This is a genomic window from Pseudomonas sp. HMWF032, assembly GCF_003060885.1.
In the GTDB taxonomy this organism is placed as follows: Bacteria; Pseudomonadota; Gammaproteobacteria; order Pseudomonadales; family Pseudomonadaceae; genus Aquipseudomonas.
In genome coordinates this window covers 153,990-180,637 of record NZ_QAIG01000005.1, presented here as the reverse complement: position 1 = coordinate 180,637, position 26,648 = coordinate 153,990, and the positions used below count along the sequence as shown (strand labels likewise).

The 26,648-nt window shown below is 61.0% G+C and carries 26 protein-coding genes; 13 read left to right on the top strand and 13 right to left on the bottom strand.

The features are described 5' to 3' along the window. Window positions 1–1,245 precede the first annotated feature (1,245 nt). The 3 genes from algC to DBR00_RS03680 all read left to right on the top strand — a co-directional run bounded on the left by algC (window position 1,246) and on the right by DBR00_RS03680 (window position 4,144). Window positions 1,246–2,634, top strand: a complete 1,389-nt coding sequence (algC, locus tag DBR00_RS20750; protein ID WP_256582963.1) for a phosphomannomutase/phosphoglucomutase — start codon at window positions 1,246–1,248, stop codon at window positions 2,632–2,634. Window positions 2,635–2,665: 31 nt separating this feature from the next. After that, a complete protein-coding gene (gene argB / locus DBR00_RS03685) occupies window positions 2,666–3,571 on the top strand; it encodes an acetylglutamate kinase (RefSeq protein WP_108488518.1) in 906 nt (301 codons plus the stop codon). 126 nt (window positions 3,572–3,697) lie between these two features. Continuing rightward, the gene (locus DBR00_RS03680) at window positions 3,698–4,144 is read left to right on the top strand and encodes a thioesterase family protein (protein ID WP_108488527.1); all 447 of its coding nucleotides are present in this window, start codon (window positions 3,698–3,700) and stop codon (window positions 4,142–4,144) included. Between the two features lie 22 nt (window positions 4,145–4,166). Here DBR00_RS03680 and DBR00_RS03675 read toward each other — a convergent pair whose 3' ends face one another. After that, on the bottom strand, window positions 4,167–4,760 hold the full coding sequence (locus tag DBR00_RS03675) for a DUF4124 domain-containing protein (RefSeq protein WP_108488517.1): 594 nt from the start codon (window positions 4,758–4,760) through the stop codon (window positions 4,167–4,169). A 23-nt stretch (window positions 4,761–4,783) separates the two neighbouring features. Next, complete coding sequence (pyrE, locus tag DBR00_RS03670) at window positions 4,784–5,425, bottom strand: orotate phosphoribosyltransferase (RefSeq protein WP_108488516.1); 642 nt, start codon at window positions 5,423–5,425, stop codon at window positions 4,784–4,786. A gap of 91 nt (window positions 5,426–5,516) precedes the next feature. Between pyrE and DBR00_RS03665 the strand changes: the two genes are divergently transcribed. Then, the gene (locus tag DBR00_RS03665; RefSeq protein WP_108488515.1) at window positions 5,517–6,296 is read left to right on the top strand and encodes an exodeoxyribonuclease III; all 780 of its coding nucleotides are present in this window, start codon (window positions 5,517–5,519) and stop codon (window positions 6,294–6,296) included. 55 nt (window positions 6,297–6,351) lie between these two features. Here the strand turns inward: DBR00_RS03665 and DBR00_RS03660 are convergent, their stop codons facing one another. Continuing rightward, complete coding sequence (locus DBR00_RS03660; RefSeq protein WP_108488514.1) at window positions 6,352–6,723, bottom strand: DUF4870 domain-containing protein; 372 nt, start codon at window positions 6,721–6,723, stop codon at window positions 6,352–6,354. 37 nt (window positions 6,724–6,760) lie between these two features. After that, entirely contained in the window at window positions 6,761–7,483 is a 723-nt protein-coding gene (gene rph / locus DBR00_RS03655) for a ribonuclease PH (RefSeq protein WP_108488513.1), read from the bottom strand. Window positions 7,484–7,625: 142 nt separating this feature from the next. Between rph and DBR00_RS03650 the strand changes: the two genes are divergently transcribed. The 9 genes from DBR00_RS03650 (at window position 7,626) to DBR00_RS03610 (ending at window position 15,545) form a co-directional block, all read left to right on the top strand. Continuing rightward, window positions 7,626–8,489, top strand: coding sequence for a YicC/YloC family endoribonuclease (locus tag DBR00_RS03650; RefSeq protein WP_108488512.1), 864 nt, complete (start codon window positions 7,626–7,628; stop codon window positions 8,487–8,489). 49 nt (window positions 8,490–8,538) lie between these two features. After that, entirely contained in the window at window positions 8,539–9,159 is a 621-nt protein-coding gene (gmk, locus tag DBR00_RS03645) for a guanylate kinase (RefSeq protein WP_108488511.1), read from the top strand. Between the two features lie 122 nt (window positions 9,160–9,281). Then, the gene (gene rpoZ, locus DBR00_RS03640; protein WP_108488510.1) at window positions 9,282–9,545 is read left to right on the top strand and encodes a DNA-directed RNA polymerase subunit omega; all 264 of its coding nucleotides are present in this window, start codon (window positions 9,282–9,284) and stop codon (window positions 9,543–9,545) included. Window positions 9,546–9,605: 60 nt separating this feature from the next. Continuing rightward, window positions 9,606–11,714 carry a bifunctional GTP diphosphokinase/guanosine-3',5'-bis pyrophosphate 3'-pyrophosphohydrolase gene (gene spoT, locus DBR00_RS03635; protein ID WP_108488509.1) on the top strand — a complete coding sequence of 703 codons (2,109 nt, stop codon included), beginning with the start codon at window positions 9,606–9,608 and terminating at the stop codon, window positions 11,712–11,714. Window positions 11,715–11,852: 138 nt separating this feature from the next. Beyond that, complete coding sequence (locus DBR00_RS03630; RefSeq protein WP_108488508.1) at window positions 11,853–12,233, top strand: RidA family protein; 381 nt, start codon at window positions 11,853–11,855, stop codon at window positions 12,231–12,233. Window positions 12,234–12,456: 223 nt separating this feature from the next. Then, window positions 12,457–13,530 carry a tonB-system energizer ExbB gene (gene exbB, locus DBR00_RS03625; RefSeq protein WP_108488507.1) on the top strand — a complete coding sequence of 358 codons (1,074 nt, stop codon included), beginning with the start codon at window positions 12,457–12,459 and terminating at the stop codon, window positions 13,528–13,530. Window positions 13,531–13,533: 3 nt separating this feature from the next. Then, window positions 13,534–13,959 carry a TonB system transport protein ExbD gene (gene exbD / locus DBR00_RS03620; protein WP_108488506.1) on the top strand — a complete coding sequence of 142 codons (426 nt, stop codon included), beginning with the start codon at window positions 13,534–13,536 and terminating at the stop codon, window positions 13,957–13,959. Then, window positions 13,956–14,681 (top strand): energy transducer TonB, encoded by a 726-nt coding sequence (locus DBR00_RS21255; RefSeq protein WP_108488505.1) that lies wholly within the window; start codon window positions 13,956–13,958, stop codon window positions 14,679–14,681. Before exbD ends, DBR00_RS21255 begins: the two co-directional genes overlap by 4 nt. Before the next feature lie 129 nt (window positions 14,682–14,810). After that, complete coding sequence (locus tag DBR00_RS03610; RefSeq protein ID WP_108488504.1) at window positions 14,811–15,545, top strand: hypothetical protein; 735 nt, start codon at window positions 14,811–14,813, stop codon at window positions 15,543–15,545. A 6-nt stretch (window positions 15,546–15,551) separates the two neighbouring features. On the opposite strand, the gene DBR00_RS03605 is transcribed toward DBR00_RS03610, so the two are convergent. The 9 genes from DBR00_RS03605 to nuoG all read right to left on the bottom strand — a co-directional run bounded on the left by DBR00_RS03605 (window position 15,552) and on the right by nuoG (window position 26,555). Continuing rightward, window positions 15,552–16,403 (bottom strand): SDR family oxidoreductase, encoded by an 852-nt coding sequence (locus DBR00_RS03605; RefSeq protein WP_108488503.1) that lies wholly within the window; start codon window positions 16,401–16,403, stop codon window positions 15,552–15,554. Between the two features lie 30 nt (window positions 16,404–16,433). Beyond that, the gene (nuoN, locus tag DBR00_RS03600) at window positions 16,434–17,909 is read right to left on the bottom strand and encodes an NADH-quinone oxidoreductase subunit NuoN (protein ID WP_108488502.1); all 1,476 of its coding nucleotides are present in this window, start codon (window positions 17,907–17,909) and stop codon (window positions 16,434–16,436) included. Between the two features lie 7 nt (window positions 17,910–17,916). Beyond that, window positions 17,917–19,446 carry an NADH-quinone oxidoreductase subunit M gene (gene nuoM, locus DBR00_RS03595; protein ID WP_108488501.1) on the bottom strand — a complete coding sequence of 510 codons (1,530 nt, stop codon included), beginning with the start codon at window positions 19,444–19,446 and terminating at the stop codon, window positions 17,917–17,919. Window positions 19,447–19,459: 13 nt separating this feature from the next. Continuing rightward, window positions 19,460–21,310 (bottom strand): NADH-quinone oxidoreductase subunit L, encoded by a 1,851-nt coding sequence (nuoL, locus tag DBR00_RS03590; RefSeq protein ID WP_108488500.1) that lies wholly within the window; start codon window positions 21,308–21,310, stop codon window positions 19,460–19,462. Then, window positions 21,307–21,615, bottom strand: coding sequence for an NADH-quinone oxidoreductase subunit NuoK (gene nuoK, locus DBR00_RS03585; protein WP_108488499.1), 309 nt, complete (start codon window positions 21,613–21,615; stop codon window positions 21,307–21,309). Before nuoK ends, nuoL begins: the two co-directional genes overlap by 4 nt. Continuing rightward, window positions 21,612–22,121, bottom strand: coding sequence for an NADH-quinone oxidoreductase subunit J (gene nuoJ, locus DBR00_RS03580; RefSeq protein WP_108488498.1), 510 nt, complete (start codon window positions 22,119–22,121; stop codon window positions 21,612–21,614). Before nuoJ ends, nuoK begins: the two co-directional genes overlap by 4 nt. Window positions 22,122–22,283: 162 nt before the next feature. Then, a complete protein-coding gene (nuoI, locus tag DBR00_RS03575) occupies window positions 22,284–22,832 on the bottom strand; it encodes an NADH-quinone oxidoreductase subunit NuoI (protein WP_090379713.1) in 549 nt (182 codons plus the stop codon). A 13-nt stretch (window positions 22,833–22,845) separates the two neighbouring features. Further along, window positions 22,846–23,838 carry an NADH-quinone oxidoreductase subunit NuoH gene (gene nuoH / locus DBR00_RS03570; protein ID WP_108488497.1) on the bottom strand — a complete coding sequence of 331 codons (993 nt, stop codon included), beginning with the start codon at window positions 23,836–23,838 and terminating at the stop codon, window positions 22,846–22,848. Continuing rightward, on the bottom strand, window positions 23,835–26,555 hold the full coding sequence (gene nuoG, locus DBR00_RS03565) for an NADH-quinone oxidoreductase subunit NuoG (RefSeq protein ID WP_108488496.1): 2,721 nt from the start codon (window positions 26,553–26,555) through the stop codon (window positions 23,835–23,837). Before nuoG ends, nuoH begins: the two co-directional genes overlap by 4 nt. Between the last annotated feature and the right edge of the window lie 93 nt (window positions 26,556–26,648).

Genomic DNA, 26,648 nt, shown 5'->3' with positions numbered 1-26,648 from the left:
ACGGCCTGTCGATCCAGTCCAGGATGAATTGCGAGGAGACGCTGCATGAAACTCTTCAAGCGCACAGCAAAGGACGCTGATACCGCGATCCCGAGCGCCGAGCTGGCCGCCAGTCCAGCCGAACCCAAAGCGGCCAAATCCAACTTCAGTGCCTTGCTGCCTGGGTTGGCCGCCGCCGCAATCGGTATTGCACTCGGCGGCGCATTGCTCTGGCTTGGCCCGCTCAACAGCGCCAATCAGCAGCAGACGCAACAACTCAGCCAGGCCTGGGGTGGTGGCCAGGCGGCCGTCATGCAGAAAGCCTTGCAACAACTCAATGCTGACACCCAGGCCGCGGCCCGCAACCCGCAACTGTTGCAAGCCCTGCAAAGCCAGGACATCACCCAGGTGCGCGCAGCCGAACGCAACCTCACCTACTGGCACAACGTGGTTGATGCTCATCTCAATGCTCGCGGCCAGGCGGTACAGGACATGGGCCGCAACGCACCGATGAACTTTGCGGCGCTGGATATGCTGCGTCGCGCCGAAAACGGCCAGACGCCCGCGCCGGAAGCCTACAAGGTCGGCCAGCGCTGGCTGGTGTATAGCGCCGCACCGCTGCGCCTGAGTGAAGGCGAGCCGCTGCACGGCACCCTGCTGCTGGCTGTCGACCTTGAGCGCCTGCTTGCCAACCTGCCGGTCATGCCGGCCGAAATCGGCCAGATCCAGCTGATCCAGCAATTCAACAGCACAGCCGCCCAAGTACTGGCCCAGCGCGGCGAAGCGCAAGGCACTGCGCAGTCATTCAGCACTGGCAACCCCAACTGGACAGTCAGCTTCATTCCTGGCCCATCCCTTACCGAATCGGCGCTGTCACCCCTGCTGCTGGTCATCGCCGGTCTGCTGGCACTGGGTGGCGCATTGCTTGGCTTGTACCTGGTACAGAGCACCCTGCAACGCCACCTGCGTGACGATGTATTGCAACTGGGGAAAATGCTCAAGGAACTGGCCGCTGGCAAGACCGTTAAAGCCTTCAGCTTGAACTTACCCACCCTGGACAGCCTGGCGCAGAACCTGGCACGCATGCCACGTCGTGGCCCAGAACAGACCAGCCTTACACCCGCTACCAGCCCGGAGCGTCAAAGTCCGCATCCTGAGCCTGCGCCCATGGTGGATCCGCTGTTTCAGGACACCGACATTCTGGACATTGACATCCTTGACGAAGACCAGGACCTGCTTGGCCTCGATGAGTCCCCACCTGCACCGGTGCAGGTAAAAGCGCCCAAACTGCCGGCTGATATCTTCCGCGCCTACGACATTCGCGGCGTGGTCGGCCGCACTTTGAATGCGGAAACCGCCTACTGGATCGGCCGCGCCATCGGCTCACAAAGCCTGGCTCAAGGTGAGCCGAATATCGCCGTCGGCCGCGACGGTCGCCTGTCCGGCCCGGAACTGACACAACAACTGATCCAGGGCCTGCTTGATTGCGGCTGCCATGTCAGCGATGTCGGCATGGTGCCAACCCCCGTGGTGTATTACGCCGGACATATCCTCAGCGGCAAATCGGCCGTGATGCTCACCGGCAGCCACAACCCGCGCGACTACAACGGCTTCAAGATCGTCATCGCCGGCGACACCCTGGCCAACGAACAGATCCAGGCCCTGAAAGCACGTATCGACAACAACGACCTGGCCAGTGGCGTCGGCACGGTGGAACAAGTCGATGTGCTGGAGCGCTACTTCAAGCAGATCCGTGATGACATCGCCATGGCCAAACCCATGCGCGTAGTCGTCGACTGCGGCAATGGCGTGGCCGGGGTGATCGCCCCAAAACTCATTGAATCGCTGGGCTGCTCGGTGATTCCGCTGTACTGCGAGGTCGATGGAAACTTCCCCAATCACCACCCCGACCCCGGCAAGCCGGAAAACCTCGCAGCGCTGATCGCCAGAGTAAAGGCAGAAAAAGCCGACCTTGGCCTGGCCTTCGATGGCGACGGTGACCGGGTCGGCGTGGTAACCAATACTGGCACCATCATCTATCCGGACCGCCTGCTGATGCTGTTTGCCAAGGACGTGGTATCACGCAACCCTGGCGCCGACATCATCTTCGACGTCAAATGCACACGCCGCCTGACCCCGCTGATCAGTGGCTATGGCGGACGCCCGGTGATGTGGAAAACAGGCCACTCGCTGATCAAGAAAAAAATGAAGGAAACTGGCGCGCTGCTGGCCGGCGAAATGAGCGGGCACATTTTCTTTCAGGAACGCTGGTTCGGCTTTGATGACGGCATCTACGCGGCTGCCCGCCTGCTGGAAATTCTCAGCCAGGATCGTCGTGATGCCGAACACGTGTTCAGCGCCTTCCCCAACGATATCGCCACGCCGGAAATCAACATCCAGGTCACCGAGCAGAGCAAGTTCAGCATTATCGAACGCCTGCAACGCGACGGCGTATGGGGTGACGGCAACATCACCAACCTCGACGGCGTGCGCGTCGACTACCCCAAAGGCTGGGGCCTGGTGCGTGCCTCCAATACCACGCCGGTACTGGTGCTGCGCTTCGAGGCGGAAACCGAAGAAGAACTCGAACGGATCAAGGAAATCTTCCGCGCCCAGCTGTACAGCACGGTGCCCGATCTCGACCTGCCGTTCTGATTGATTGGTACATTTTCTACTGGAGCCCTGCATGACCCTCGAACGTGATGCCGCCACCAACGTCGCCAAGGTACTGTCCGAAGCACTGCCGTATATCCGCCGCTTCGTTGGCAAAACCCTGGTGATCAAATACGGCGGCAACGCCATGGAGAGCGAAGAACTCAAGCAGGGCTTCGCCCGCGACATCGTGCTGATGAAGGCCGTGGGCATCAATCCGGTGGTGGTGCACGGTGGCGGCCCGCAAATCGGTGACCTGCTCAAGCGCCTGAGTATTGAAAGCCACTTTATCGACGGCATGCGCGTCACTGACACCGCCACCATGGATGTGGTGGAAATGGTCCTCGGCGGCCAGGTCAACAAAAGTATTGTCAACCTGATCAACCAGCACGGCGGCAGCGCCATCGGCCTGACCGGCAAAGACGCGGAACTGATCCGCGCGAAGAAGCTCAAGGTCACCCGCCAGACACCGGAAATGACTCAGCCTGAAATCATCGATATCGGCCACGTCGGCGAAGTCACCGGGGTCAATACAGACCTGCTGAACATGCTGGTCAAGGGCGATTTCATCCCGGTGATCGCACCGATTGGCGTCGGCCCGGATGGCGAGTCCTACAACATCAACGCCGACCTGGTGGCCGGCAAAGTCGCCGAAGCATTGAAGGCCGAAAAACTGATGCTGCTGACCAACATCGCCGGCCTGATGGACAAACAGGGCCAGGTCCTCACTGGCCTGACCACCGAGCAAGTCGATGGCCTGATCGCCGACGGCACTATCTACGGCGGCATGCTGCCGAAGATCCGCTGCGCCCTGGAAGCCGTTCAAGGCGGCGTGACCAGCGCGCATATCATCGACGGCCGCGTGCCGAATGCCGTGCTGTTGGAAATCTTCACCGACAGCGGTGTCGGTACGCTGATCTGCAACCGCAAGCGTCACTGACGCCTGGCACCAATCAGACCGCTGATCGTGGCTGATTCGCCCGCCTGATAGCCTGCTGCGCACCTTGCAGCAGGCTCTTGCAGCGCCCAAGCTCAGCGGCTTAGCCCTGCAGCCGAGGTGTTTCACGTGAGCCATCCACCGTCCCGCGACGCCTGCAGTTTCTTTCACCCATTGCGCGTGCGCTGGGCTGAAGTGGACCCGCAAAGCATCGTGTTCAACGGCCATTACCTGACATACGCCGATGTCGCCATTACCGAATACTTTCGCGCGTTGGGTATTCGCTACCCGGACGACCTGAGACACGATGGCGGCGATTTCTTCGCCATCAAGACCGTGCTGGAGTATCTGGCCCCCGCACGCTTTGATGATCAGCTACAGATTGGCATTCGCGTCGCCCGCCTGGGCCGCTCGAGCCTGAGCTTTGTCATGGGCATCTGGCGCGACGAGCAGGCACTGACCGCCGGCGAAGTGATTTACGTGTACGCGGACAGCGCCAACCGCAACAGCCGGCCACTGCCGGACTGGCTAAAGCAGAAGATTCTGGCATTTGAACGCAGCGCACCACAGCAATGATGGCCCGAGGTTAGAGGGGCAACTAACGAGTGCGGCTAAGGAGCTCTTTGAGGCGATCCCGATCGGCATTGAAGCTGTTATCGGCCTCCTTGCGCGCCGCTTCATAACGCACGATTTCGCCCTTTAGACGCTCCTGCTCAGCCTTCTGGTTTTCGATCTGAGCCAAGAGGTTTGCCGGCACATTACGGCCGCCGCGCTCATGATCGGCCGCCTGGCTTTGCAAATTAGCCTGCTGAGTACGCGCCGATTGCAAGTTGCTGCGCGCCACACCAATCAGACCATCCAATTCGGCCAGCTTGCGCTCGCGCGCGCGCTCAACGTCATCCGGGGTACTGTACAAGCGCAGCAACTGCGCATCTGAACTAGCACGGGCCTTGTCGGCAAGAATGCGCTGCATTTCCTCGGCGCTGGGCGCAGGCGGAATCACCTTCACCACCCGCCCCTGATCATTCAGCACTTCATAACCCTTGCTGATGTGCTCCGGCGGCACGCCCTGGCGGCTCAGCACCGTGGTGCCCCTTTCATCGACATAGCGGTACAGCTCAGCCGCACCCGCCACAACCGGCAGCAGTAGGCCTAGCAACAGCGAACAGCGGGTCAGGGCGGGTCTGCGCATCAAGGCAACACCTTATCGACAGGTTAGATTCCGTATTCGGCGCGGTAGGCTTCTACCGCTGGCAGATACTGCTTGAGTTCAGCATCACCTGCCAGATATTCCAACACCTGTTCGAGTGACACAATGCTCACCACGGGCATGCCATAGTCGCGTTCGACCTCCTGGATCGCCGAGAGCTCGCCTTTGCCACGTTCCTGGCGGTTTAGCGCAATTAGCACACCGGCAGCCTGGGCGCCCTGGGCCTGGATGATCTGCATCACTTCACGAATCGCCGTGCCGGCGGTGATCACGTCATCGATAATCAGCACGCGCCCGGCCAGCGGCGCACCCACCAGCGTGCCACCTTCGCCATGATCCTTGGCTTCCTTGCGGTTGAAACACCAAGGCACGTCGCGCTGATGGTGTTCAGCCAGCGCCACCGCAGTGGTCGCGGCCAACGGAATACCCTTGTAGGCAGGGCCAAACAGAACATCGAAGTCGATGCCGCTGTCCATAACGGCTGCCGCGTAAAAACGCCCCAGTTGAGCCAGAGCCAGGCCACTGTCGAACAACCCGGCATTGAAAAAATAAGGGCTGACACGCCCAGACTTCAGGGTGAACTGACCAAAGCGCAGAACCCCGCGCTCAATGGCAAAACGGATGAAATCGCGTTGATACGCTTGCATGAAAGGCCCCGGACAGCACGGTTTTGCTAGGAAATTACTTATTAGACACGAGCTCGGGTATCATACACCCACGTGATTTTGGGGGCCATTTATGCGGATCATCAGTGTGAACGTGAATGGTATTCATGCGGCAGTCGAGCGCGGTTTGCTCAGTTGGCTGCAAGCACAGAATGCCGACGTCATCTGCCTGCAGGACACCCGCGCCTCCGCCTTTGAACTGGACGACCAAGCCCTCCAACTGGATGGCTATTTCCTCTATGCCTGCGATGCAGAAGTGCCCAGCCAAGGTGGCGTGGCGCTGTATTCGCGGTTGCAACCCAAGGCGGTAATCAGCGGTCTGGGCTTTGAAATGGCCGATCGCTATGGGCGCTACCTGCAGGCCGATTTCGACAAAGTAAGTATTGCCACCCTGCTGATGCCTTCTGGGCAGCAGGGTGATGAGAGCTTGAATCAGAAATTCAAGTTTATGGACGACTTCACCCATTATTTGGACAAGCAGCGCCGCAAGCGCCGCGAGTACATCTATTGCGGCTCGTTCTACGTGGCACACCAGAAGCTCGACGTGAAGAACTGGCGCGACTGCCAGCAATCGCCCGGTTTTCTAGCGCCGGAGCGCGCCTGGCTGGACGAAGTGATTGGCACCATGGGCTATGTCGATGCGTTGCGCGAGGTCAGCCGTGAAGGTGACCAGTTCAGCTGGTGGCCAGACAGCGAACAGGCCGAGCTACTCAACTTGGGCTATCGCTTTGATTATCAACTGCTTACGCCGGGCATGCGCCGCAGCATCCGTAGCGCCCGCCTGCCGCGTCAGCCACGCTTCTCGCAGCACGCCCCACTGATCGTCGACTACGACTGGTTACTCAGCGTATGACGCCCCATAAAAAACCGGCTGATAGCCGGTTTTTTATGGGTTGCTCTCGCAGCAGCTACTTCACCAGCCGCCAGGAGAACGGGTAGCGGTAAGCCTGACCTTCATTGGCCTTGATCCCGGCAATGATGGTCAGCACCAACGCCCCCACGCTGACCAACAACAGCAGCGGGAAGCCGATCACCACCACCATCAACAAGAAGCACAGAAGCGCGGCCAGGGCCACGCTGATCTGGAAGTTCAGCGCCTCCTTGCCTTGAGCATCGACGAACGGGTCGAGATCCTTCTTGACCTGCCAGACGATCAACGGCCCCAACAGATTGCCAAAGGGAAACACCAGACCGAGAAAGGCGGCAAAGTGACAGAACATCGCCCACTGACGGGCTTCCGGGCCGGGAGTGGGCTGAGGTGCTAAGGGTTCGTCGCTCATTGTGCGTCTCCGTGCGGTGTGGGCAGAAATACCTGTCTTAATCGACCAGCGCCGCCTGCTGCAGTTCAAACAGCTCAGTCATGCCTTTTTGCGCCAATTCGAGCATCGCATTCAGCTCTGCCGGCTGGAACGGGGCACCTTCGGCCGTGCCCTGCACTTCGATAAAGCCACCGGCGCTAGTCATCACCACGTTGAGGTCGGTTTCGGCAGCGGAATCTTCCAGGTAATCCAGATCCAGTACCGGCTCGCCCTGATACATGCCCACCGACACCGCGGCAATCATCTGCTTAAGCGGGTCGCCGCCTTTAAGGCCGCCACGTTTTTTGATCACTTTCAGCGCATCCACCAACGCAACCATGGCCCCAGTAATGGACGCTGTACGGGTGCCACCGTCAGCCTGGATTACATCGCAGTCAACATAGAGCGTGTTTTCGCCCAGTTTGGACATATCCAACGCTGCACGCAGCGAACGACCGATCAGGCGCTGGATTTCCAGAGTACGGCCGCCCTGCTTGCCACGGCTGGCTTCACGCTGATTACGGTCACCGGTGGCACGCGGCAGCATGCCGTACTCAGCGGTCAACCAACCCTGGCCCTGGCCTTTGAGGAAACGCGGTACGCCAGACTCGACACTGACCGTGCAAATCACTTTGGTATCGCCAAACTCCACCAGCACCGAACCCTCGGCATGCTTGGTGTAGTTGCGGGTGATGCGAATCGAGCGCAACTGATCGGCGGCGCGGCCACTGGGACGTTTCATCTGGGAATTCCTGCTCTGAATAAAAAATCTGCCCGGCATTATAGGGCCGTAAGCCCGCTACGGCATGTCGAATTGGGAGCGACCGACGCACTGCGCTACAATCGAACGCCTTTGCTTTCGACTTTCCGCGAGGTTCGCCCCGATGATCCACAGCATGACTGCCTTCGCCCGCGTCGAGCAGGCAGGTACCCACGGCACCCTGAGCTGGGAGCTGCGCTCGGTCAACCATCGCTATCTGGAACCTCATTTGCGCCTGCCGGAAAGCTTCCGCGACCTCGAAGGCGCGGTGCGCGAAGCCCTGCGCAACGGCCTGTCGCGCGGCAAAGTCGAATGCACCCTGCGTTTGAGCGATGACAGCACCGGCAAAGCCTTGCAGGTCGATCTGGAACGCGCCGCGCAACTGGTCGCCGCCGCCGAAAACGTGGCCGGCTTGATCAAGCAGCCTGCCGCACTCAACCCATTGGAGGTACTCGGCTGGCCTGGCGTACTGGTGGCGGATGCTGCGGACCCGCAAGCACTCAATCAGAATGCTCTGGCGCTGTTCACCGAAGCGCTGAACGAGCTGAAGAAAGGCCGCGAACGCGAAGGTGCAGAACTGGCCAAACTGCTCAATGAGCGCCTGGACAGCATCCTTGAGCAAGTCACCGCCCTGCGCGAACTGGTGCCACAGATGCTTGCCGGACAGCGGCAGAAGATTCTCGATCGTTGCGCCGAAATGCAGGCCGAGTTGGACCCACAGCGCTTGGAGCAAGAGCTGGTTATCCTCGCGCAGAAAAGTGATGTCGCCGAAGAACTGGACCGCCTCAGTACCCACGTCAGCGAAGTGCGCCGCGTCCTGAAGTCCGGCGGCCAGGCCGGCAGACGCCTGGATTTCCTCATGCAGGAACTCAACCGCGAAGCCAATACCCTTGGCTCCAAGGCCTTCGACACCCGCAGCACTCAGGCGGCGGTCAATCTGAAAGTGCTGATCGAGCAGATGCGCGAGCAAGTACAGAACATCGAGTAAGACAGATCGCCCCTGCTACTCTTCGAACAACGCGCTTCAGGATTGATCCATGAGCACAACCACCGGCACCCTGTACATCATTTCCGCCCCATCCGGCGCGGGCAAGACCAGCCTGGTCAAAGCGCTGATCGACAGCGAGGCGCAGATTCGCGTGTCGGTCTCGCATACCACCCGCGCCATGCGCCCGGGCGAAGTAGACGGGGTGAACTACCACTTCGTCAGCCGCGAGCAGTTCCACGCCATGCTCGACAAGACAGAATTCCTTGAACATGCAGAGGTCTTCGGCAACCTCTATGGCACCTCGCAGGACTGGGTCAAACAGACACTGCGCGACGGTTTCGACCTGATTCTGGAGATCGACTGGCAAGGCGCACAGCAGGTACGCCGGCTGATGCCGGAAGCCAAATCCATTTTCATTCTGCCGCCAACCCAGGAAGCGCTGCGCCATCGCTTGACCAATCGCGGCCAGGACAGCGGTGAAATCATCGAGCGCCGCATGCGTGAAGCCGTCAGCGAGATGAGCCATTACGTCGAATATGACTACCTGCTGATCAACGATGACTTCGCCCATGCGCTGAGCGATCTGAAGGCGATTTTCCGCGCCAATCAACTGCTGCAAAGCCCACAACAGCAACGTCACAACGGCTTGCTCAGTGAGCTGTTGGTCTGACGCAGTAAGCACTGAGCAAATCAGTGCTTCCCTAAATGCTGGTGATTTTTTAGACTATCCAGTCCGCCCGCCCATTTGGGTGGCGTTTTTTCGCTCTTAATTTTGTCGCAACGAGGAATACCATGGCCCGCGTTACCGTTGAAGATTGCCTGGACAACGTCGATAACCGCTTTGAGCTGGTCATGCTCGCCACCAAGCGTTCGCGCCAGCTGGCCACCGGCGGCAAAGAGCCGAAAGTGGCGTGGGAAAACGACAAGCCGACCGTAGTCGCACTGCGCGAAATCGCTGCCGGTCTGGTCAACTATGACGTAATCGCCCAAGACGACATCGTCGAAGAAGAACCGCTGTTTGCCGCATTCGAGGAAGAGGCGAACGAGCCTCTGTAAGCCTATGCCGGGTCGACGTCGTCAGGCGCAGGGTCATCTGAATCGGCAAGGGGAACACCCATGCCGAGCATAGACGCCCTCGCCGACAGACTTTCGACCTACCTCGACGGCGATCAGGTCAACCTGGTTCGCCGCGCTTATTTCTACGCCGAACAAGCCCACGACGGCCAACGCCGCCGCAGCGGCGAAGCTTACGTCACCCATCCCCTGGCAGTGGCGAGCATCCTGGCTGACATGCACATGGACCATCAGAGCCTGATGGCCGCGATGCTGCATGACGTGATCGAAGACACCGGTATTGCCAAGGAAGCCCTCGACGCCCAGTTCGGCGAGTCAGTGGCGGAACTGGTCGACGGGGTCAGCAAACTGACCCAGATGAACTTCGAAACCAAGGCCGAAGCGCAGGCCGAGAATTTCCAGAAGATGGCCATGGCCATGGCCCGCGATATCCGGGTGATTCTGGTCAAACTGGCCGACCGCCTGCACAACATGCGTACCCTGGAAGTGCTGTCCGGCGAAAAACGCCGACGCATCGCCAAGGAAACCCTGGAAATCTACGCACCGATCGCCAACCGCCTGGGCATGCACAGCATGCGCATCGAGTTCGAGGATCTGGGCTTCAAGGCCATGCACCCGATGCGCTCCGAGCGCATCCGCACAGCGGTCAAACGTGCGCGGGGCAACCGTAAGGAAATCGTCAACAAGATCGAAGAGTCGATCACCCACTGCCTGGCCCGCGAAGGCATGGAGGGCGAGGTGATGGGCCGCGAGAAGCACCTCTACGGCATCTACCAGAAGATGCGCGGCAAACGCCGGGCGTTCAACGAAATCATGGACGTCTACGCCTTCCGCATCGTCGTCGATAAGGTCGACACCTGTTACCGCGTGCTCGGCGCCGTGCATAACCTGTACAAGCCCCTGCCCGGCCGCTTCAAGGATTACATCGCCATCCCCAAGGCCAACGGCTATCAGTCGCTGCACACCACGCTGTTCGGCATGCACGGCGTACCGATCGAGATTCAGATCCGTACCCGTGAGATGGAAGAGCTGGCCAACAACGGCATTGCCGCACACTGGCTGTACAAATCCAACGAGGAAGATCAGCCCAAGGGCAGCCACGCCCGCGCGCGGCAGTGGGTCAAGGGCGTATTGGAGATGCAGCAACGCGCCGGCAATTCGCTGGAATTTATCGAGAGCGTGAAGATCGACCTGTTCCCCGACGAGGTCTACGTGTTCACGCCCAAAGGCCGCATCATGGAGCTGCCGAAAGGCTCCACGGCGGTCGACTTTGCCTACGCGGTGCACACCGATGTCGGCAACACCTGCATCGCCTGCCGCATCAACCGCCGCCTGGCGCCACTGTCGCAGGCACTGGAAAGCGGCTCGACGGTGGAAATCGTCACCGCCCCCGGCGCACGACCAAACCCGGCCTGGCTGAGCTTCGTGGTCACCGGCAAGGCCCGCACGCATATTCGCCACGCCCTGAAGCTGCAGCGCCGCTCGGAGTCCATCAGCCTGGGAGAACGCCTGCTAAACAAGGTGCTGGCTGGTTTCGACAGCCGCGTCGACAAGCTCTCGCCCGAACGGATCCAGGCGGTACTCGCCGAATACCATCAGGACGTGCTCGAAGACCTGCTCGAAGACATCGGCCTGGGCAACCGCATGGCCTATGTGGTGGCGCGCCGCCTGCTCAGTGACAGCAACGAAGCGTTGCCAAGCAGCGAAGGGCCGCTGGCGATTCGCGGCACCGAAGGCCTGGTGCTGAGCTACGCCAAATGCTGCACGCCGATTCCGGGCGACCCGATTGTCGGCCACTTGTCCGCAGGCAAAGGCATGGTGGTGCACCTGGACAGCTGCAAGAACATCGGCGAGATCCGCCACAACCCGGAAAAATGCATCCAGCTGTCCTGGGCCAAGGACGTTACCGGCGAGTTCAACGTCGAACTGCGCGTCGAGCTTGAGCACCAGCGCGGCCTGATCGCCCTGCTGGCCGGCAGCGTGAATGCCGCTGACGGTAATATCGAGAAGATCAGCATGGACGAGCGTGATGGCCGCATCAGTGTCGTACAGCTGGTGGTCAGCGTGCATGACCGCGTGCACTTGGCACGCGTGATCAAGAAGCTGCGGGCGTTGAGCGGCGTCATTCGCATTACCCGAACGCGCGCCTGATCGAACTGAACAGCACAATCAACAGCCCGCTGTACTTTGACAGTCGCTGTGGCTTTCGCCCAACCTAGATAATCTAACTGACATCGCCACAGCAACGTGTGCGTAGAGTTCTCCCACTACAGCTTTGCAGGAGCTTCCATGAGCAAGAGCGTTATCAGCAGCGACAAGGCCCCAGCCGCTATCGGCACTTACTCCCAGGCAATCAAGGCGGGCAACACTGTGTACATGTCCGGACAGATCCCGCTGGATCCGAAGACCATGGAACTGGTGGAAGGCTTCGAAGCCCAGACCGTGCAAGTGTTCGAGAACCTCAAAGCCGTGGCCGAAGCCGCTGGCGGCTCGTTCAAGGACATCGTCAAACTGAACATCTTCCTCACCGACCTGTCGCACTTCGCCAAGGTCAATGAAGTCATGGGCCGTTACTTCGAGCAGCCCTACCCGGCTCGCGCAGCCATTGGTGTAGCGGCACTGCCCCGTGGCGCGCACGTTGAAATGGACGCTATTCTGGTGCTCGAGTAACACCCCTGGCGGGGCATCTGCCCCGCCTCCCCTACGCTCCGCTCTGCCCTCGCCACACGAAACCCTCCACTCGCACGCTCAAGCCACTCGCGCCCTCGCGCGCGAGGCAGTCTTTAATCAATATTTTATTAACGCGAATTATTTGCAATAATGTTTGCGCTTACTCATGCGCCGCTCTATATCGCAGCGCACCCGCAACCTTTCCTTCTCAGGTCCGGCCAGTATGTTCTTTTCCAGCCCAACCGCTCACACCGCCACGTCTCGCCAGCCGCGCTGGTTGCCGCTGCTCTGCCTGTCACTGCTGACCTTGCTGCCCATCACCAGCTTTGCTGAACAACCGGCTGCCGCCGCACCGAACGGCTCAGCATTGGCGACACCCCAGGCTGCACCAGTAACTGGAGAGACCCCTCAGCTAACAGCTTTGCGGGAAAAAATCGCGGCGTTGGGCGAACAGGCCAGTGCCGAGCAGATCAGCGCTACACAGCAACAATTCATCACGGACAACGGCATTGCCCCCGAGCAGGCTCAGCACCTGCTGACCGCCCTGCAGAACAGCGAGACGCCGCCTGACGCGGCAGCCGATGAGGCCCTGCTGCACGACCTGTCGCCATGGGGCATGTTCCAGAACGCCGATGTCGTAGTGAAAAGTGTGATGATCGGCCTGGTGCTCGCCTCGATCCTGACCTGGACCGTGTGGGTGGCGAAAAGCATTGAGCTGCTCAGCGCCCGCCGTCGTCTGCGTCGTGAGCTGCCCGAACTGAAACGCGCACGCAACCTGCAACAGGCCGCCGACCAGGCACGTGCCCAGCACAGTTTCAGCACCCTGCTGATCGACGATGCCCGCGATGAACTGAACCTGTCCGCCAACAGCAAGCTGAAGGATGGTATCAAGGAACGTGTCAGCTTCCGCCTGGAGCGCCTGGTGGCCGCGTGCGGCAGGGACATGAGCAAAGGCACCGGGGTGCTGGCCACCATTGGTTCCACCGCGCCCTTCGTCGGCCTGTTTGGTACGGTCTGGGGCATCATGAACAGCTTTATCGGCATCGCCAAATCGCAGACCACCAACCTCGCCGTGGTCGCCCCGGGTATCGCCGAAGCCTTGTTGGCCACCGCCCTTGGCCTGGTTGCCGCGATCCCGGCGGTAATCATCTACAACGTCTTTGCTCGCTCGATTGCCAGCTACAAGGCGCAGGTTGCCGACGCTTCGGCCCAGGTACTGCTGTTGGTCAGCCGTGATCTGGACATGCCTACCAGTAACGAGCGCAGTACTGCGCCGCAAATGGTCAGGGCGGTCTGAGACATGGGCCTGCACCTCAACGACAGTGGCGCTGACCTCCAGGAAAACCACGAGATCAACGTCACGCCCTTTATCGACGTAATGCTGGTGTTGCTGATCATCTTCATGGTGGCAGCCCCCCTGGCCACGGTTGACGTAAAAGTCGACCTGCCCGCCTCCAGTGCCAAGCCAACACCACGGCCGGATAAACCGATCTACCTGAGCATCAAGGACGACAGCCGTTTATTTCTCGACAACGATCAGGTCGAACCCGCCCTGCTGGGGGCGGCATTGGACAAGCTAACCCAGGCCGACAAGGAAAAGACCATTTTCGTGCGCGGTGACAAGGGCGTCGACTATGCCGACCTGATGACCGTAATGGACAACCTGCGCGGTGCCGGCTACCTGAAGATCGGTCTGGTTGGCCTGGAGACGGTCGGCACACCATGACCCGCTCTCACCGTAGCCTCTTCTGGATGGCCAGCCTGCTGCTGGTGGTCACCTTGCACGTTGCCCTGTTTATCTGGGCGCTGTACTGGCACCCGCAAGCCATTGCCGTAGAGCCACCGCCAGCGGCGATGCTGGTCGAACTGCAACCACTGGTTGCTGCACCCAAGCCAACGCCACCGGTGATCCAGCAGCCCGAGCCGGAACCCGAGCCACAGCCCAAGCTGATCGAAGCGCCCAAGCCGAAGCTGGCAGTCGCCCAGCCCAAGCCGAAACCCAAACCGCGCCCCCCCCAGCCGAAACCACAGCCCAAGCCAGTGGAAACACCCACACCGGAAACTGCACAGGCCAGCAACGATGCGGCCCCGGCCGCACAGCAACAGGCTGCACCGCGTCAGAGCGCACCCAGTGAGGACCATCAGGCGCGCACCCTCTGGCTGAGCAAGGTACATGCGCACCTGAGCAGCCGCCTGCATTACCCAGATCGCGAGCGGCGGTTCAACCGGATTGGGCATATCCAAGCGGTGACCCTGACGTTCGACGTCAATGGTCGCGGCGATATTCTGCTGGGCAAGATAAAGGCCTCCACCGCGCGCCCATCCTTTGATCGCGATGTGCTGATCCAGCTGCGCAAGGCCAGCCCAGTACCGCGGCCACCGCAGGAGGTGCTGAGCAGTGGCAGCATCAGCCTGGACTTCCCGATCAAATTCGAACTCACCCGTTAAAGCTGGCAGCCCGTGCGACCTGCACGGGCTGCCGCTGTAACGCCAGGCCTAAATAACGCTATTCTGCTGAGCGAATCCACCACCGGGGCGGCTCAACTACCGTCTCTGCTCTGCCCTGAGGACGCCGCCATGCGTTGCCTGTCTACAGCCCTTATTTCCTCCGTCCTACTCAGTGGTTGCGCCAGCCCACCCCAAGATCCCAGTGGCACCTGGATTAACCAGGCTGCTATCGATGACGCCGTGGAGCGGGGCAACCTGCGCGAAGCCCTGCTGGCCTATGGCCCCAATCTGGAGTGGCAGATCGATGGCCAGCGCCGACTGGCCAGTTTCAGCAATGGTTTTGAACGGGGTGAAGGTACCTTCGAACGCGATAAAACAGGCCCGCTGCGCGTGCATTTCTACGGTGATTTTCAAGAATCACTGAGTCTGAGCAATGGCGAACTGATTCAGGCGCAGAGCGATACCTGGCCGGAGCAGCGCTTTGTCCGGGCACCAGCCGTGCCAGGCGCACTCGCCCCGCCGGGGAGCAGCTTCGAGCAGGCGTTGTATGGCGCTTACCTAGGCGGTACCTGGTTGATCAAGGAAGGCTTGGGGGAAGGTGGTCTGGTGTTGTTCCAGGCCGACGGCAGCGTGCAGGGGCTGCCAGGCGCAGAGCGCTATGCCCTGTGTCTGGCAGGTGATTGTGCGGCGATGAGTGGCGAGTTCGACAGCCTCTGGTTGCAGTTGGGCGACCAGGGCCAAAACTGGCTGTTCGAGCGTAAGGACGATGAGCTCCGCGTCTTCGAAGCGCTGAACAGCTCACAGATTGATGAAATGCCGAACTTCTACAAGGGCCAGCAACGCTGGTTGCTGCAACAGCGTTAAGCGCGCTTACGCACCGCTCAAAATTGCCGTGTAACCCTCGCGATAGCTGGGATACTGCGGCTGCCAACCCAGCGCACGGGCGCGGCCATTACTGCAACGTTTGCTTCCGGTGCGGCGCACAGTCGCTTCTGCAGACCAGTGGCTGATGTCCAGTTGTTCGCGCAGCCAGGCCACCACCTCATGCAGCGGCGCCGGCTGATCGTCGACGCCGATATAACAATCATCCAGCGCCACACCACGGACATCGGCTTGCAGCAGATAAGCCAGTAGCCCTGCGGCATCATCGACATGGATACGGTTACCGTACAGCGGCGGCTCGCTGACAACTCGATAGCCCTGGCGCACCTGCTTGAGCAGCCATTCGCGGCCTGGACCGTAGATGCCGGTGAGGCGCACCAGGCTAGCGGGCAACCCACTTCGCAATGCCAGCTGCTCGGCTTCACGCATGATCCGTCCGGAGTAGCTATCGGCTTCTGCGGGAGAGTTTTCATCCACCCATTCACCGAGCTGCTGTCCATACACACCGCTGCTGGAGACAAACAGCAGGCGTTTTGGCCATTGGCCCTGTTGCGCCAGCCAACCCAGCACGCGGCGCAGGCCGTCAACATAGGCCGCACGGTAACCGGCCTCGTCGTGCTCGGTGGCGGCCGCGCAATACACCAGGTAATCCAGCGGTTCGCTCGGCCAGGCAGCCGGGCAGGCATCGGTATGCAGATCACCGGCTACCGGGCGAATACCCTGTGGCAGCAGCGCCACACTGCGGCGCAAGCCATACACCGTCCAGCCTACGGCGCTTAGCTGCTGACCCAAACGGCTGCCGACATCACCACAGCCGGCGATCATCAGTGTCTTACTCATCGCTGCGTATTCCATAGGGTCTGTTGCTCATCAGGGCAACAGTGCCACCAGGCCGGCCTGTTGCACCAGCTCCAACAGCGGCTGTGGGTACACACCGAGGAAGAACGCCAGCAACGCGACGAACAGCAACATTACACCACCCGCCTGCTGTCCCCAATGCAGAGGCGCGTCATGGCGGCGCAGGTTCGGCTCGACCATAAACAGGGTGACCATCACCCGCAGGTAATAGAACACGCCGATGGCGCTGCCGATCACCAGGGCGGCGAGCAGCCACCACTGCTGCGATTGCACGCCAGCAGCGACCACGTAGAACTTGCCGATAAAACCGGCCGTCAGCGGAATACCGGCCAGCGACAGCATCATCACGGTGAGCACGGCAGTCAGGTACGGACGGCGCCAGAACAGCCCACGGTATTCATACAGGGCATCGGCATCACGGCCGCTGTAGGGCGTCGACATCAGGGTAATCACGCCGAACGCACCCAAGCTGGTCAGCACATAGGTGGCCAGGTACACGCCCACCGCCTCCACCGCCAGCCCCTTGCTGGCGATCAGCGCCACCAGCAGGTAACCGAAGTGGGCGATCGAGGAATAACCGAGCAGCCGCTTGAGGTTGTTCTGCAGCAGCGCCAGCAGGTTGCCGAAGATAATCGAGGCGATGGCAATCAAGGTCAGCAGGTCATTCAACCAGCCGCCTGCGGTGGCCGGTGACATCTGATACAAACGCAGCAGCACGGCAAACACCGCAACTTTACTGGCGGTGGCGAGGAAGGCTGCCACCGGCGCCGGAGCGCCTTCATAAACGTCCGGGGTCCACAAGTGGAACGGCACCAGCGACAGTTTGAACGCCAGACCAATCAGCATCATGCCCACGCCCAACTGCGCCAGCATGCTCGGCAGGCCATCGGCGGCCAGCTTGGCGCCGATGCCAGCGAACGTCAGGTTGCCCGACTCGGCATACAGCAGCGCCATGCCGAACAGGAGAAATGCCGAGCCTGCGGCGGACAGCACCATGTACTTGATGCCGGCTTCCAGCGAACGCTTGTTGAAGAAGGCGTAGGCGATCATGCCGTAGGTCGGCACCGACAGCAGCTCCAGGCCGATAAACAGGCCCGCCAAGTGCTGCGCACTGACCAGCACCAAACCACCAGCGGCAGACAGCAGCATCAGCAGGTACAGCTCTTCACGGTTGCCTGGATAGCCCTTGCCGGACTCGCCGCCCAGGTAAGCGTGGATCAGGGTCACACAGGCCAGCGTGGCGGCTAGCACCAGGGCCATGTAGTAGCAGGCGAATTTATCCACCAGCAACAGCGGGGTGACCTCAATCGGCGTCACGTCCAGGGCGGGCAGCAACGACAGCAGGGCCAGGTTGAGACCCAGCACCGAGAGGCCGAAGGTCATGGCGTGATTGCGCTTCCAGGCAATCGCCAGCATCACCAGCACGATGGTGACACTGGTGATCAGCAGCGGCAGCAGCGCAATAAAGTGTTGAGTCGTGAATTCCATACGCTACTTACCGGACCGGAACAGGTTGATTGATTGCACTACCCAGCCACTGCTGCACGCCTTGCATGCTGGCGGCGGAGGTGTCGAGCACCGGCTGCGGATAGACGCCGAGCAGGATCAGCAGCACGGCCAGGCCCAGCACCATGCTCAGCTCGCGCAGCTTCAGACCTGGCAGGGCGCTATCCGCCTTGGCCGGACCGAAGTAGGCGCGGTGAATCATGATCAGCGAGTAGACCGAGCCGAACACCAGGCCAGTTGCGGCAACCACGGTGACCCAAGGCGCACTCTGGAAGCTGCCGATCAGAATCAGGAACTCGCCGACGAAGTTACCGGTACCCGGCAACCCCAAGGCAGCAGCGGCGAAGAACAAGCTGATGGCCGGCAGCCAGGGCATACGCGCCCAGATGCCGCCCATCTCGCGCATGTCGCGGGTGTGCAGGCGCTCATACAGCTGACCGCAGAGGATAAACAGCGCCGCCGCGGACAGCCCGTGCGCCATCATCTGCACCACCGCGCCCTGCAGGGCGATCTCGCTGGCCGAGTAGATGGCGATCAGCACAAAGCCCATGTGCGACACGCTGGAGAAGGCCACCAGACGCTTGATATCGGTCTGTGCGAACGACAGCAAAGCGCCATAGATGATGGCGAACACGCCAAGCCACTGGGCAATCGGCGCGAACTCGGCCGAGGCATTGGGAAACAGCGGCAGGGCGAAGCGCATCAGGCCATAGGCGGCGGTTTTCAGCAGGATACCGGCCAGGTCCACGGAACCAGCGGTTGGTGCCTGGGCGTGGGCGTCCGGCAGCCAGGAGTGGAACGGCACCACCGGGAACTTCACCGCGAAGGCGATGAAGAAGCCGAGCATCAGGATGTACTCGGTGCCGGCGGCCATCTTGGTCTGCAGCAGGTCGGCGTAGTTAAAGGTCAACACGCCGGTCTGGTCGAAATGCACGAACACCAGGCCGAGGATCGCCACCAGCATCACCAGGCCGCTGGCCTGGGTGAAGATGAAGAACTTGGTGGCGGCGTAGATCCGCGTCTTGCCGTCACTGCCGCTATGCCCCCAGAGCGCGATGAGGAAGTACATCGGCACCAGCATCATTTCCCAGAAGAAAAAGAACAGGAACAGGTCGACAGCGAGGAACACGCCGACCACGCCGCCGAGTATCCACATCAGGTTGAGGTGGAAGAAGCCGACGCGGTTCTGGATCTCGTTCCACGAGCAGAGTACGGACAGCACGCCGAGCAGACCGGTGAGGCTGATCATCAGCACCGAAAGACCGTCGAGCGCCAGGTGGATGCTGATGCCAAACCGCTCGATCCACGGCAGCTGGAACTCGACCGCCCACTGCGGCGCAGCACCCGGAGCCGGGGCCAGGCTAAAGTCGCCGGTGGCCCACAGCCAAAGCGCCAGCCCGAACAGCAGGCCCATGGTCAGTAGGGCAATCCAGCGTGGCAGGGTGTTGCCGAAGCGCTCGCACTGCCAGCACAGCAGGCCGCCGATAAAGGGGATCAGGATTAGCCAGGGCAGAATCATCAGGCTGCTTTCCTTAATTCAGAAACAGGAGGACGGCGAGCACCAGAACGGCACCCCCGGCAATCGAAGTGGCATACCAGCGCACCTGACCAGTCTCGCTGCTGGCCAGCAGGGCATTGCCACCCCGCACCAGACGCGGAATCAAGCCAATGCTGCGGTCAATCGGGTCACGCCCGAGCAACCGGCACAGCAACAGGTACGGCTGCACGAACAGCTTGTCGTAGAGCCAGTCGAAGCCCCAGGCGGCGAACCACCAGGCCGACAGAAAGCGCCCCGGTGCACTCTGCGCCACCGCCGTGGCGAAACTGCGCTTGCCGAGGAACAGCAACGCAGCCAGGACGATACCGATGATGGCGATGGCCCCGGAGGCGATTTCCAGGCTGTGCTTGGCTTCACCACCAGCATGGCCAACGCTTTGCGGCAGCACACCGGCCAGCGGCGGGCTGATCAGCGCGCCGATAAAGGTCGACAGTACGATCAGGGTCACCAGTGGCAGCCAGTGAGCCACGCCGTGGCCGGCATGGGCTTCAATCTTCTGCTCGCCATGGAAGGCGATGAAGATCAGGCGGAAGGTGTAGATCGACGTCAGGAAGGCGCCTGCCAGGCCGGCGTACAGCAGCCACTGGTGACCACTGGCAAAGGCTTCCCAGAGGATTTCATCCTTGGAATAGAAACCCGCCGTGATCAGCGGCAACGCCGCCAGAGCAGCGCCGCCGACGATAAAGCTGGCGTAGGCCAACGGCAGTTTCTTCCACAGGCCGCCCATCTTGAAGATGTTCTGCTCATGGTGACAGGCGTTGATCACCGCACCGGAGGCGAGGAACAGCAGGGCCTTGAAGAAGGCGTGGGTCATCAGGTGGAAGATCGCGGCGTCCCAGGCGCCCACACCGAGGGCGAGGAACATGTAGCCGATCTGGCTCATGGTCGAGTAAGCGAGGATGCGCTTGATGTCGGTCTGCACCAGCGCGGCAAAACCGGCGAGCACCAGGGTCACGCCGCCGACAATGCCAACCAACTCAAGGATGTCCGGGGTCAGCAGGAACAGGCCGTGAGTCCGCGCGATCAGGTAAACACCCGCGGTCACCATGGTCGCCGCGTGGATCAACGCGGAAACCGGGGTCGGACCGGCCATCGCATCCGCCAGCCAGGTTTGCAGCGGCAGTTGCGCGGATTTACCCACTGCACCGCCGAGCAGCATCAGCGTGGCGATCCACAGCCAGCTGTCACCTTCCACATACTTCTGCGGCGCCAGTGCCATCAGCTCCTGAATATTCAGGGTGCCCAGATGGAGGAACAAAATGAACAGGCCGATGGCCATGAACACGTCACCGATACGGGTGACGATAAAGGCCTTCAGCGCTGCATTGCCGTTCGGTGTGTGCTTGAAGTAGAAGCCGATCAGCAGGTAGGAGCACAGCCCGACGCCTTCCCAACCGAAATACAGCAGCAACAGGTTATCGCCGAGTACCAGCAGCAGCATGCTGAAGATAAACAGGTTGGTGTAGGCGAAGAAACGCGAATAGCCCTCTTCACCACGCATGTACCAACTGGCAAACAGGTGGATCAAAAAGCCCACGCCTGTAACCACACCCAGCATGGTCACAGACAGGCCATCCAGATAGAGGGTGAAGCTCGGCGCGAAACCGGCCACGCTCATCCACTGCCATAGCACCTGCGTGAACACACCGTTTTCCGGCGGATTGAGGTTGAACTGCACGATCACCCAGGCCGCGCTCAGGGCAGACAGCCCCACCGAGCCCACACCGATCAGTGCAGAGAGGTTTTCGGAGAAACGCCCGCGCGAGAAGGCCAGAAGAAACCAGCCCAGCAGCGGAAATACACAGGTCAGGAATAAAAGGTTCATCCGCGCATCTCGCTGGCAGCGTCGACATCGAGGGTGTTGAAGCGGCGATACAGCTGCAACAGGATCGCCAGACCAATACTGGCTTCGGCGGCCGCCAGGGTGATCACCAGAATAAACATCACCTGGCCGTCAGGCTGAGCCCAACGGCTGCCAGCCACCACAAAAGCCAGAGCAGTGGCATTCATCATCACTTCCAGGCTCATCAGCACAAAGAGGATATTGCGCCGCACCATCAGGCCAACCAGGCCCAGGCTGAACAGCACGCCGGCCAGTGCCAGGCCGTGCTCCAGGGGAATCGCATTCATGCAGTTGGCTCCTTGGCATCGTGACGACCGAGGTGATAGGCCGCAACCAGCGCACCAAGCAGTAGCATGGAGGCCAGCTCCACCACCAGCAGATAAGGCCCGTACAGGGCGATACCAACAGCCTTGGCATCAACGGTCTGCAAGCCCAACGCTGCGCCACTGGGCGACTCGAACAACACATACAGCAGCTGACCCAGTAACAGCGCCGAAAGCAGCGATGGCCCGAACCAGATACCGGGCGTCAGCCACTGGCGCTCCTGCTCGACCGCTGCCGGGCCGAGGTTGAGCATCATCACCACGAAGACGAACAGCACCATGATCGCGCCGGCATAAACGATGATTTCCAGGGCGCCAGCAAACGGCGCGCCCAAGGCGAAAAAGGTCATCGCCACCGCCAATAGCGAAAGGATCAGGTACAGCAAAGCATGCACCGGATTGCTCGCAGTGATGACCCTGAACGTAGACGCCACGGCAACGCCGGCGGCGAGGTAGAACGCGAATTCCATATAGATCCTCTATATCTCCGTAGGAGTCTGTCTAAGCCGTCGTGCGCGCAGCTGAGGCAAGGCGAGAAAAGGCGAGGAAGCGGAGTGTACGTTTGTACATGAGCATTCCGAGTCTGTTTTCAACGCAGCATCAGCGCGCGCAGCAGGCATTAAACGGGCTCCTTAGGGCAGTAAGCCTTTGACGTTGATGGGTTCGGCTTCATTCTGCGCAGCGCCTTTCGGCTTGCCTGCGATGGCCATACCGGCGACGCGGTAGAAGTTATAGTCCGGATTTTTGCCCGGTCCGCTGATCAGCAGGTCTTCCTTCTCGTACACCAGGTCCTGACGTTTGAACTCACCCATCTCGAAATCCGGGGTGAGCTGGATCGCCGTGGTCGGGCAGGCTTCTTCACACAGACCGCAGAAGATGCAGCGTGAGAAGTTGATGCGGAAGAAATCCGGGTACCAGCGGCCATCGGGGGTTTCCGCCTTCTGCAATGAAATGCAACCCACCGGGCAAGCCACCGCACACAGGTTGCAGGCCACGCAGCGCTCTTCGCCGTCGGGGTCGCGGGTCAGAACAATCCGGCCGCGATAGCGCGGCGGCAGGTACACGGCTTCTTCCGGGTACTGCAAGGTGTCACGCTTGCGAAAGCCGTGACTGAAGACCATGGCCAGGCTGCGCAGTTGGGTGCCGGTACCGACCAGCACATCCCATATGTATTTGAACATTCGGTGGTTCTCCTTACTGGGCCGCGGCCAGCACAAATGCGCCGGTCACCAGCAGGTTGATCAAGGTCAGCGGAAGGCAGAACTTCCAGCTGAAAGCCATGACCTGGTCATACCGTGGGCGTGGAATCGAGGCGCGCAACAGGATGAAGATCATGATGAAGAAGCAGGTCTTCAGGGCGAACCAGAAGAACGGAATCTGCGGCAAGAGGCCGAACGGGCCGTGCCAGCCACCGAAGAACAGGGTTACCAGCAGCGCCGATACGGTCACGATGGCCACGTATTCGCCGACGAAGAACATGCCCCACTTCATCCCGGCATATTCGATGTGGTAACCGTCGGCCAGCTCCTGCTCGGCCTCTGGCTGGTCGAACGGGTGACGGTGAGTCACGGCCACGGCAGCGATAAAGAAGGTACAGAAGCCGAGAAATTGCGGAATGATGAACCATAGGTTCTCCGCCTGATAATCGACGATGTCGCGCATGTTGAAGGAGCCGACCTGGGCCACCACACCCATCAGCGCCAGCGCCAGGAACACCTCATAGGACACCGTTTGCGCCGAGGCACGCAGGGCACCGAGCAGGGCGAACTTGTTGTTACTGGCCCAGCCGGCAAACAGCACCGCATACACCGACAAACCCGCCATGGCGAAGAAGAACAGAATGCCAATGTTCAGGTCGGCCACGCCCCAGTTTGGAGTGATCGGGATGATCGCAAAGGCGATCAGCATGGCCGAGAACGCGATCATCGGCGCCAGGATAAAGATGAACTTGTCGGCGAACGGCGGCGTCCAGTCCTCCTTGAAGAACATCTTGATCATGTCGGCGGCGATCTGAAACATGCCGAACGGTCCGACCCGGTTGGGGCCGTAACGGTCTTGCCACCAGCCCAGCAGACGGCGTTCGACAAAGCTCAGCAGCGCGCCGCAGACCACCACCACCAACAAAATCACGATGGCTTTGAGTACGGCGATCAGCACATCCAGCACATCAGGCGTCAGCCAGCTCATTGCGCGGCCTCCTCAATGCGGGTGACCACACTGCCTGCAATCAGCGCCGGCATGCCCTGCAAACCGACGGGCAGGCCGACCACACCGATGGCCAGCTCTTCAGTGATCTGCAGCGGCAGGCGTAGAGTCTGCCCAGCGACGGTCAGGCTCAACAGCGCGCCGTCATTCACACCCAGACGATCTGCTTCGGCCTTGGCCAGCAGTGCATAAGGTGCAGGAATGCGCTCTTGCAGCGGCGCGGCGCCGGCGGAGGTTTCCTCGCTGCCGAACAGGTGGTGCAAGGCCACAGCCTGCAAGGTACCCGGCGCCGGATTGAAGGCCGCTGGCACGCTGAACCAAGGCAACACAGTGCCTTTGGCTTCCAGCAGGCGCACACCGGGGTCACCGGCACGCAGGTGGCCGCCGACTTCGTCCTGGAACTTGTTCCAGGCCTGCGGTGAGTTCCAGCCCGGTGACCAGGCGAAGGGGATCTGCTGACGGTCTTCCTTGCTACCCGAATAACCTTCCATGGAGAAGGCAAAGGCCGAGTCTTGATCCTGCGGCTGACGCGGCTCGTGCACACTGATATTGGCGCGCATGGCGGTACGACCGCTGTAACGGTGAGGTTCGCGAGCCAGCTTAAGGCCCTTGATGCGGAAGGTGGCGTTGGGCGCGGCTTCGCCGATGCGGGCCAGCAGGCTGTTGCTGGCCGCGACGGCTGCGGTCACTGCATCCAGCTGGGTCCAATCCAGCGGCTTGCCTTGCAGGGTGCTGTGCAACGCATGCAGCCAGCGCCAGCCTTCGCGAATCAGGATATTGGCGTCGTAATAGCTCGGCTCGAACACCTGGAAGAACCGCTGAGCACGGCCCTCGAAACTGACCAGGGTGCCATCGCCTTCGGCGAAACTGGCCACCGGCAGCAGCAGGTGGGCTTTTTCGCTGGTGGCAGTGTGCTGATGGTCAGCGACGATAACCAGCTTTGCCGCTGCCAATGCGGCATCAACCTGGGCCGCATCGGCGCGGCGGTACAGGTCGTTTTCCAGCACGATCACGGCATCGGCCTGGCCGGACGTCAGCGCCTGCAGCGCCGCATCGACGGACTCGCCACCCAGCAGGGCCAGGCCCATGCTGTTGGCTTCCGGCACCACCAGGCTGATGGAAGCGTCTTTCTCGCGGTTCTTCAAGGCGCTGGCGATGTTGGCGGCAGCTTCGATCAGGCTCTTCTCGCCCAACGACGCACCGGAAACGATCAAGGGTCGCTTCGCGTCCAGCAACGCATCCGCAATCAGCTGCACCAGTTCGACTGCGTCGCTGTCCAGACCGCTGACCGCCGGTGCGCTGGGGTCGATGGCATGGGCCACAGCAAAACCGATGCGCGCCAGGTCGGCCGGTGCAGCATGCACACAGGCTTCGGCGACATCATCCAGGCGGGTGGCGGTCACGCTGGCGATAAACAGCGGGTTGAGGGCATCCTGCGCGACGTTCTGCACCGCCGCCATGTGCCAGTCCTGAATCTTCGCCGCAGCGGCGATTTCCGTGGCTTTACCCTTAACCGCCTGACGCAGGGCCAGGGCCAGACGTGCAGCAGTCTGGGTCAGGTCTTCACCGAGGATAAACACCGCATCGTGCAGTTCCACGTCCCGCAGGGTCGGCACCGGCAGCGGGCCGTTCTGCAGGATGTCGCGGATCAGGCGGATATTGTCCAGCTCACCCGCGGCGATGCCAGAGTAGTAGTTGGCCTCGCCGACCAGCTCACGCAGGGCAAAGTTGCTTTCCAGGCTGGCGCGCGGCGAGCCGATGCCGATTACGCGTTTACCTTTGAGCAGCTCGGCGGCCTTGTCCAGCGCGGCATCGATGCCGAGCTTTTCGCCACCGCTTTTGTTCAGCAGCAGCGGCTGGCGCGGACGGTCGCTGCGGTTGACGTAGCCGTAACCAAAACGGCCACGGTCACACAAGAAATACTGGTTCACATCGCCGTTGAAGCGGTTTTCGATACGCCGCAGTTCGCCGTAGCGTTCGCCAGGGCTGGTGTTGCAGCCGCTGGCACAGCCGTGACAGATGCTCGGGGCAAACTGCATGTCCCACTTGCGGTTGTAGCGCTCGGAGTGGGTCTTGTCGGTGAATACCCCGGTCGGGCAGACCTCGACCAGGTTGCCGGAGAACTCGCTCTCCAGCACGCCGTCTTCCACGCGGCCGAAGTAGACGTTGTCGTGCGCGCCGTACACGCCAAGGTCCGTGCCTCCGGCGTAATCCTTGTAGTAACGCACGCAGCGGTAGCAGGCGATGCAGCGGTTCATCTCATGAGAGATAAACGGGCCGAGCTGCTGATTCTGGTGGGTGCGCTTGGTGAAGCGATAACGGCGCTGGTTGTGGCCCGTCATCACCGTCATGTCCTGCAGGTGGCAATGGCCACCCTCCTCGCACACCGGGCAGTCGTGCGGGTGGTTGGTCATCAGCCACTCGACGACGCTGGCGCGGAACGCCTTGGATTCTTCATCGTCGATGCTGATCCAAGTGTTGTCAGCGGCCGGCGTCATGCACGACATGACGATGCGCCCGCGCGTATCGTTTTCATCGGTGTACTGCTTGACCGCGCACTGGCGGCAGGCACCGACGCTACCGAGCGCCGGATGCCAGCAGAAGTAAGGGATATCAAGACCGAGGGACAAGCAGGCCTGCAGCAGGTTGTCCGCCCCATCGACTTCGAAATCTTTGCCGTCTACGTGGATAGTGGCCATGGTTCAGGTTTCTTCTTTGCCCACCGAAGCGGGCTTGGCTAATGGAATCACGGTGTGCTGCGGGGCCAGGTGAGTAGCCGCCGCAACGCTAAC

What these genes read in the sequence shown, in the direction of transcription:
- argB (WP_108488518.1), top strand. Translation starts at nt 2,666, where the DNA reads ATGACCCTCGAACGTGATGCCGCCACCAACGTCGCCAAGGTACTGTCC.
- DBR00_RS03675 (WP_108488517.1), bottom strand. Translation starts at nt 4,760, where the DNA reads ATGCGCAGACCCGCCCTGACCCGCTGTTCGCTGTTGCTAGGCCTACTG.
- pyrE (WP_108488516.1), bottom strand. Translation starts at nt 5,425, where the DNA reads ATGCAAGCGTATCAACGCGATTTCATCCGTTTTGCCATTGAGCGCGGG.
- DBR00_RS03665 (WP_108488515.1), top strand. Translation starts at nt 5,517, where the DNA reads ATGCGGATCATCAGTGTGAACGTGAATGGTATTCATGCGGCAGTCGAG.
- DBR00_RS03660 (WP_108488514.1), bottom strand. Translation starts at nt 6,723, where the DNA reads ATGAGCGACGAACCCTTAGCACCTCAGCCCACTCCCGGCCCGGAAGCC.
- rph (WP_108488513.1), bottom strand. Translation starts at nt 7,483, where the DNA reads ATGAAACGTCCCAGTGGCCGCGCCGCCGATCAGTTGCGCTCGATTCGC.
- DBR00_RS03650 (WP_108488512.1), top strand. Translation starts at nt 7,626, where the DNA reads ATGATCCACAGCATGACTGCCTTCGCCCGCGTCGAGCAGGCAGGTACC.
- gmk (WP_108488511.1), top strand. Translation starts at nt 8,539, where the DNA reads ATGAGCACAACCACCGGCACCCTGTACATCATTTCCGCCCCATCCGGC.
- rpoZ (WP_108488510.1), top strand. Translation starts at nt 9,282, where the DNA reads ATGGCCCGCGTTACCGTTGAAGATTGCCTGGACAACGTCGATAACCGC.
- spoT (WP_108488509.1), top strand. Translation starts at nt 9,606, where the DNA reads ATGCCGAGCATAGACGCCCTCGCCGACAGACTTTCGACCTACCTCGAC.
- DBR00_RS03630 (WP_108488508.1), top strand. Translation starts at nt 11,853, where the DNA reads ATGAGCAAGAGCGTTATCAGCAGCGACAAGGCCCCAGCCGCTATCGGC.
- exbB (WP_108488507.1), top strand. Translation starts at nt 12,457, where the DNA reads ATGTTCTTTTCCAGCCCAACCGCTCACACCGCCACGTCTCGCCAGCCG.
- exbD (WP_108488506.1), top strand. Translation starts at nt 13,534, where the DNA reads ATGGGCCTGCACCTCAACGACAGTGGCGCTGACCTCCAGGAAAACCAC.
- DBR00_RS21255 (WP_108488505.1), top strand. Translation starts at nt 13,956, where the DNA reads ATGACCCGCTCTCACCGTAGCCTCTTCTGGATGGCCAGCCTGCTGCTG.
- DBR00_RS03610 (WP_108488504.1), top strand. Translation starts at nt 14,811, where the DNA reads ATGCGTTGCCTGTCTACAGCCCTTATTTCCTCCGTCCTACTCAGTGGT.
- DBR00_RS03605 (WP_108488503.1), bottom strand. Translation starts at nt 16,403, where the DNA reads ATGAGTAAGACACTGATGATCGCCGGCTGTGGTGATGTCGGCAGCCGT.
- nuoN (WP_108488502.1), bottom strand. Translation starts at nt 17,909, where the DNA reads ATGGAATTCACGACTCAACACTTTATTGCGCTGCTGCCGCTGCTGATC.
- nuoM (WP_108488501.1), bottom strand. Translation starts at nt 19,446, where the DNA reads ATGATTCTGCCCTGGCTAATCCTGATCCCCTTTATCGGCGGCCTGCTG.
- nuoL (WP_108488500.1), bottom strand. Translation starts at nt 21,310, where the DNA reads ATGAACCTTTTATTCCTGACCTGTGTATTTCCGCTGCTGGGCTGGTTT.
- nuoK (WP_108488499.1), bottom strand. Translation starts at nt 21,615, where the DNA reads ATGAATGCGATTCCCCTGGAGCACGGCCTGGCACTGGCCGGCGTGCTG.
- nuoJ (WP_108488498.1), bottom strand. Translation starts at nt 22,121, where the DNA reads ATGGAATTCGCGTTCTACCTCGCCGCCGGCGTTGCCGTGGCGTCTACG.
- nuoI (WP_090379713.1), bottom strand. Translation starts at nt 22,832, where the DNA reads ATGTTCAAATACATATGGGATGTGCTGGTCGGTACCGGCACCCAACTG.
- nuoH (WP_108488497.1), bottom strand. Translation starts at nt 23,838, where the DNA reads ATGAGCTGGCTGACGCCTGATGTGCTGGATGTGCTGATCGCCGTACTC.
- nuoG (WP_108488496.1), bottom strand. Translation starts at nt 26,555, where the DNA reads ATGGCCACTATCCACGTAGACGGCAAAGATTTCGAAGTCGATGGGGCG.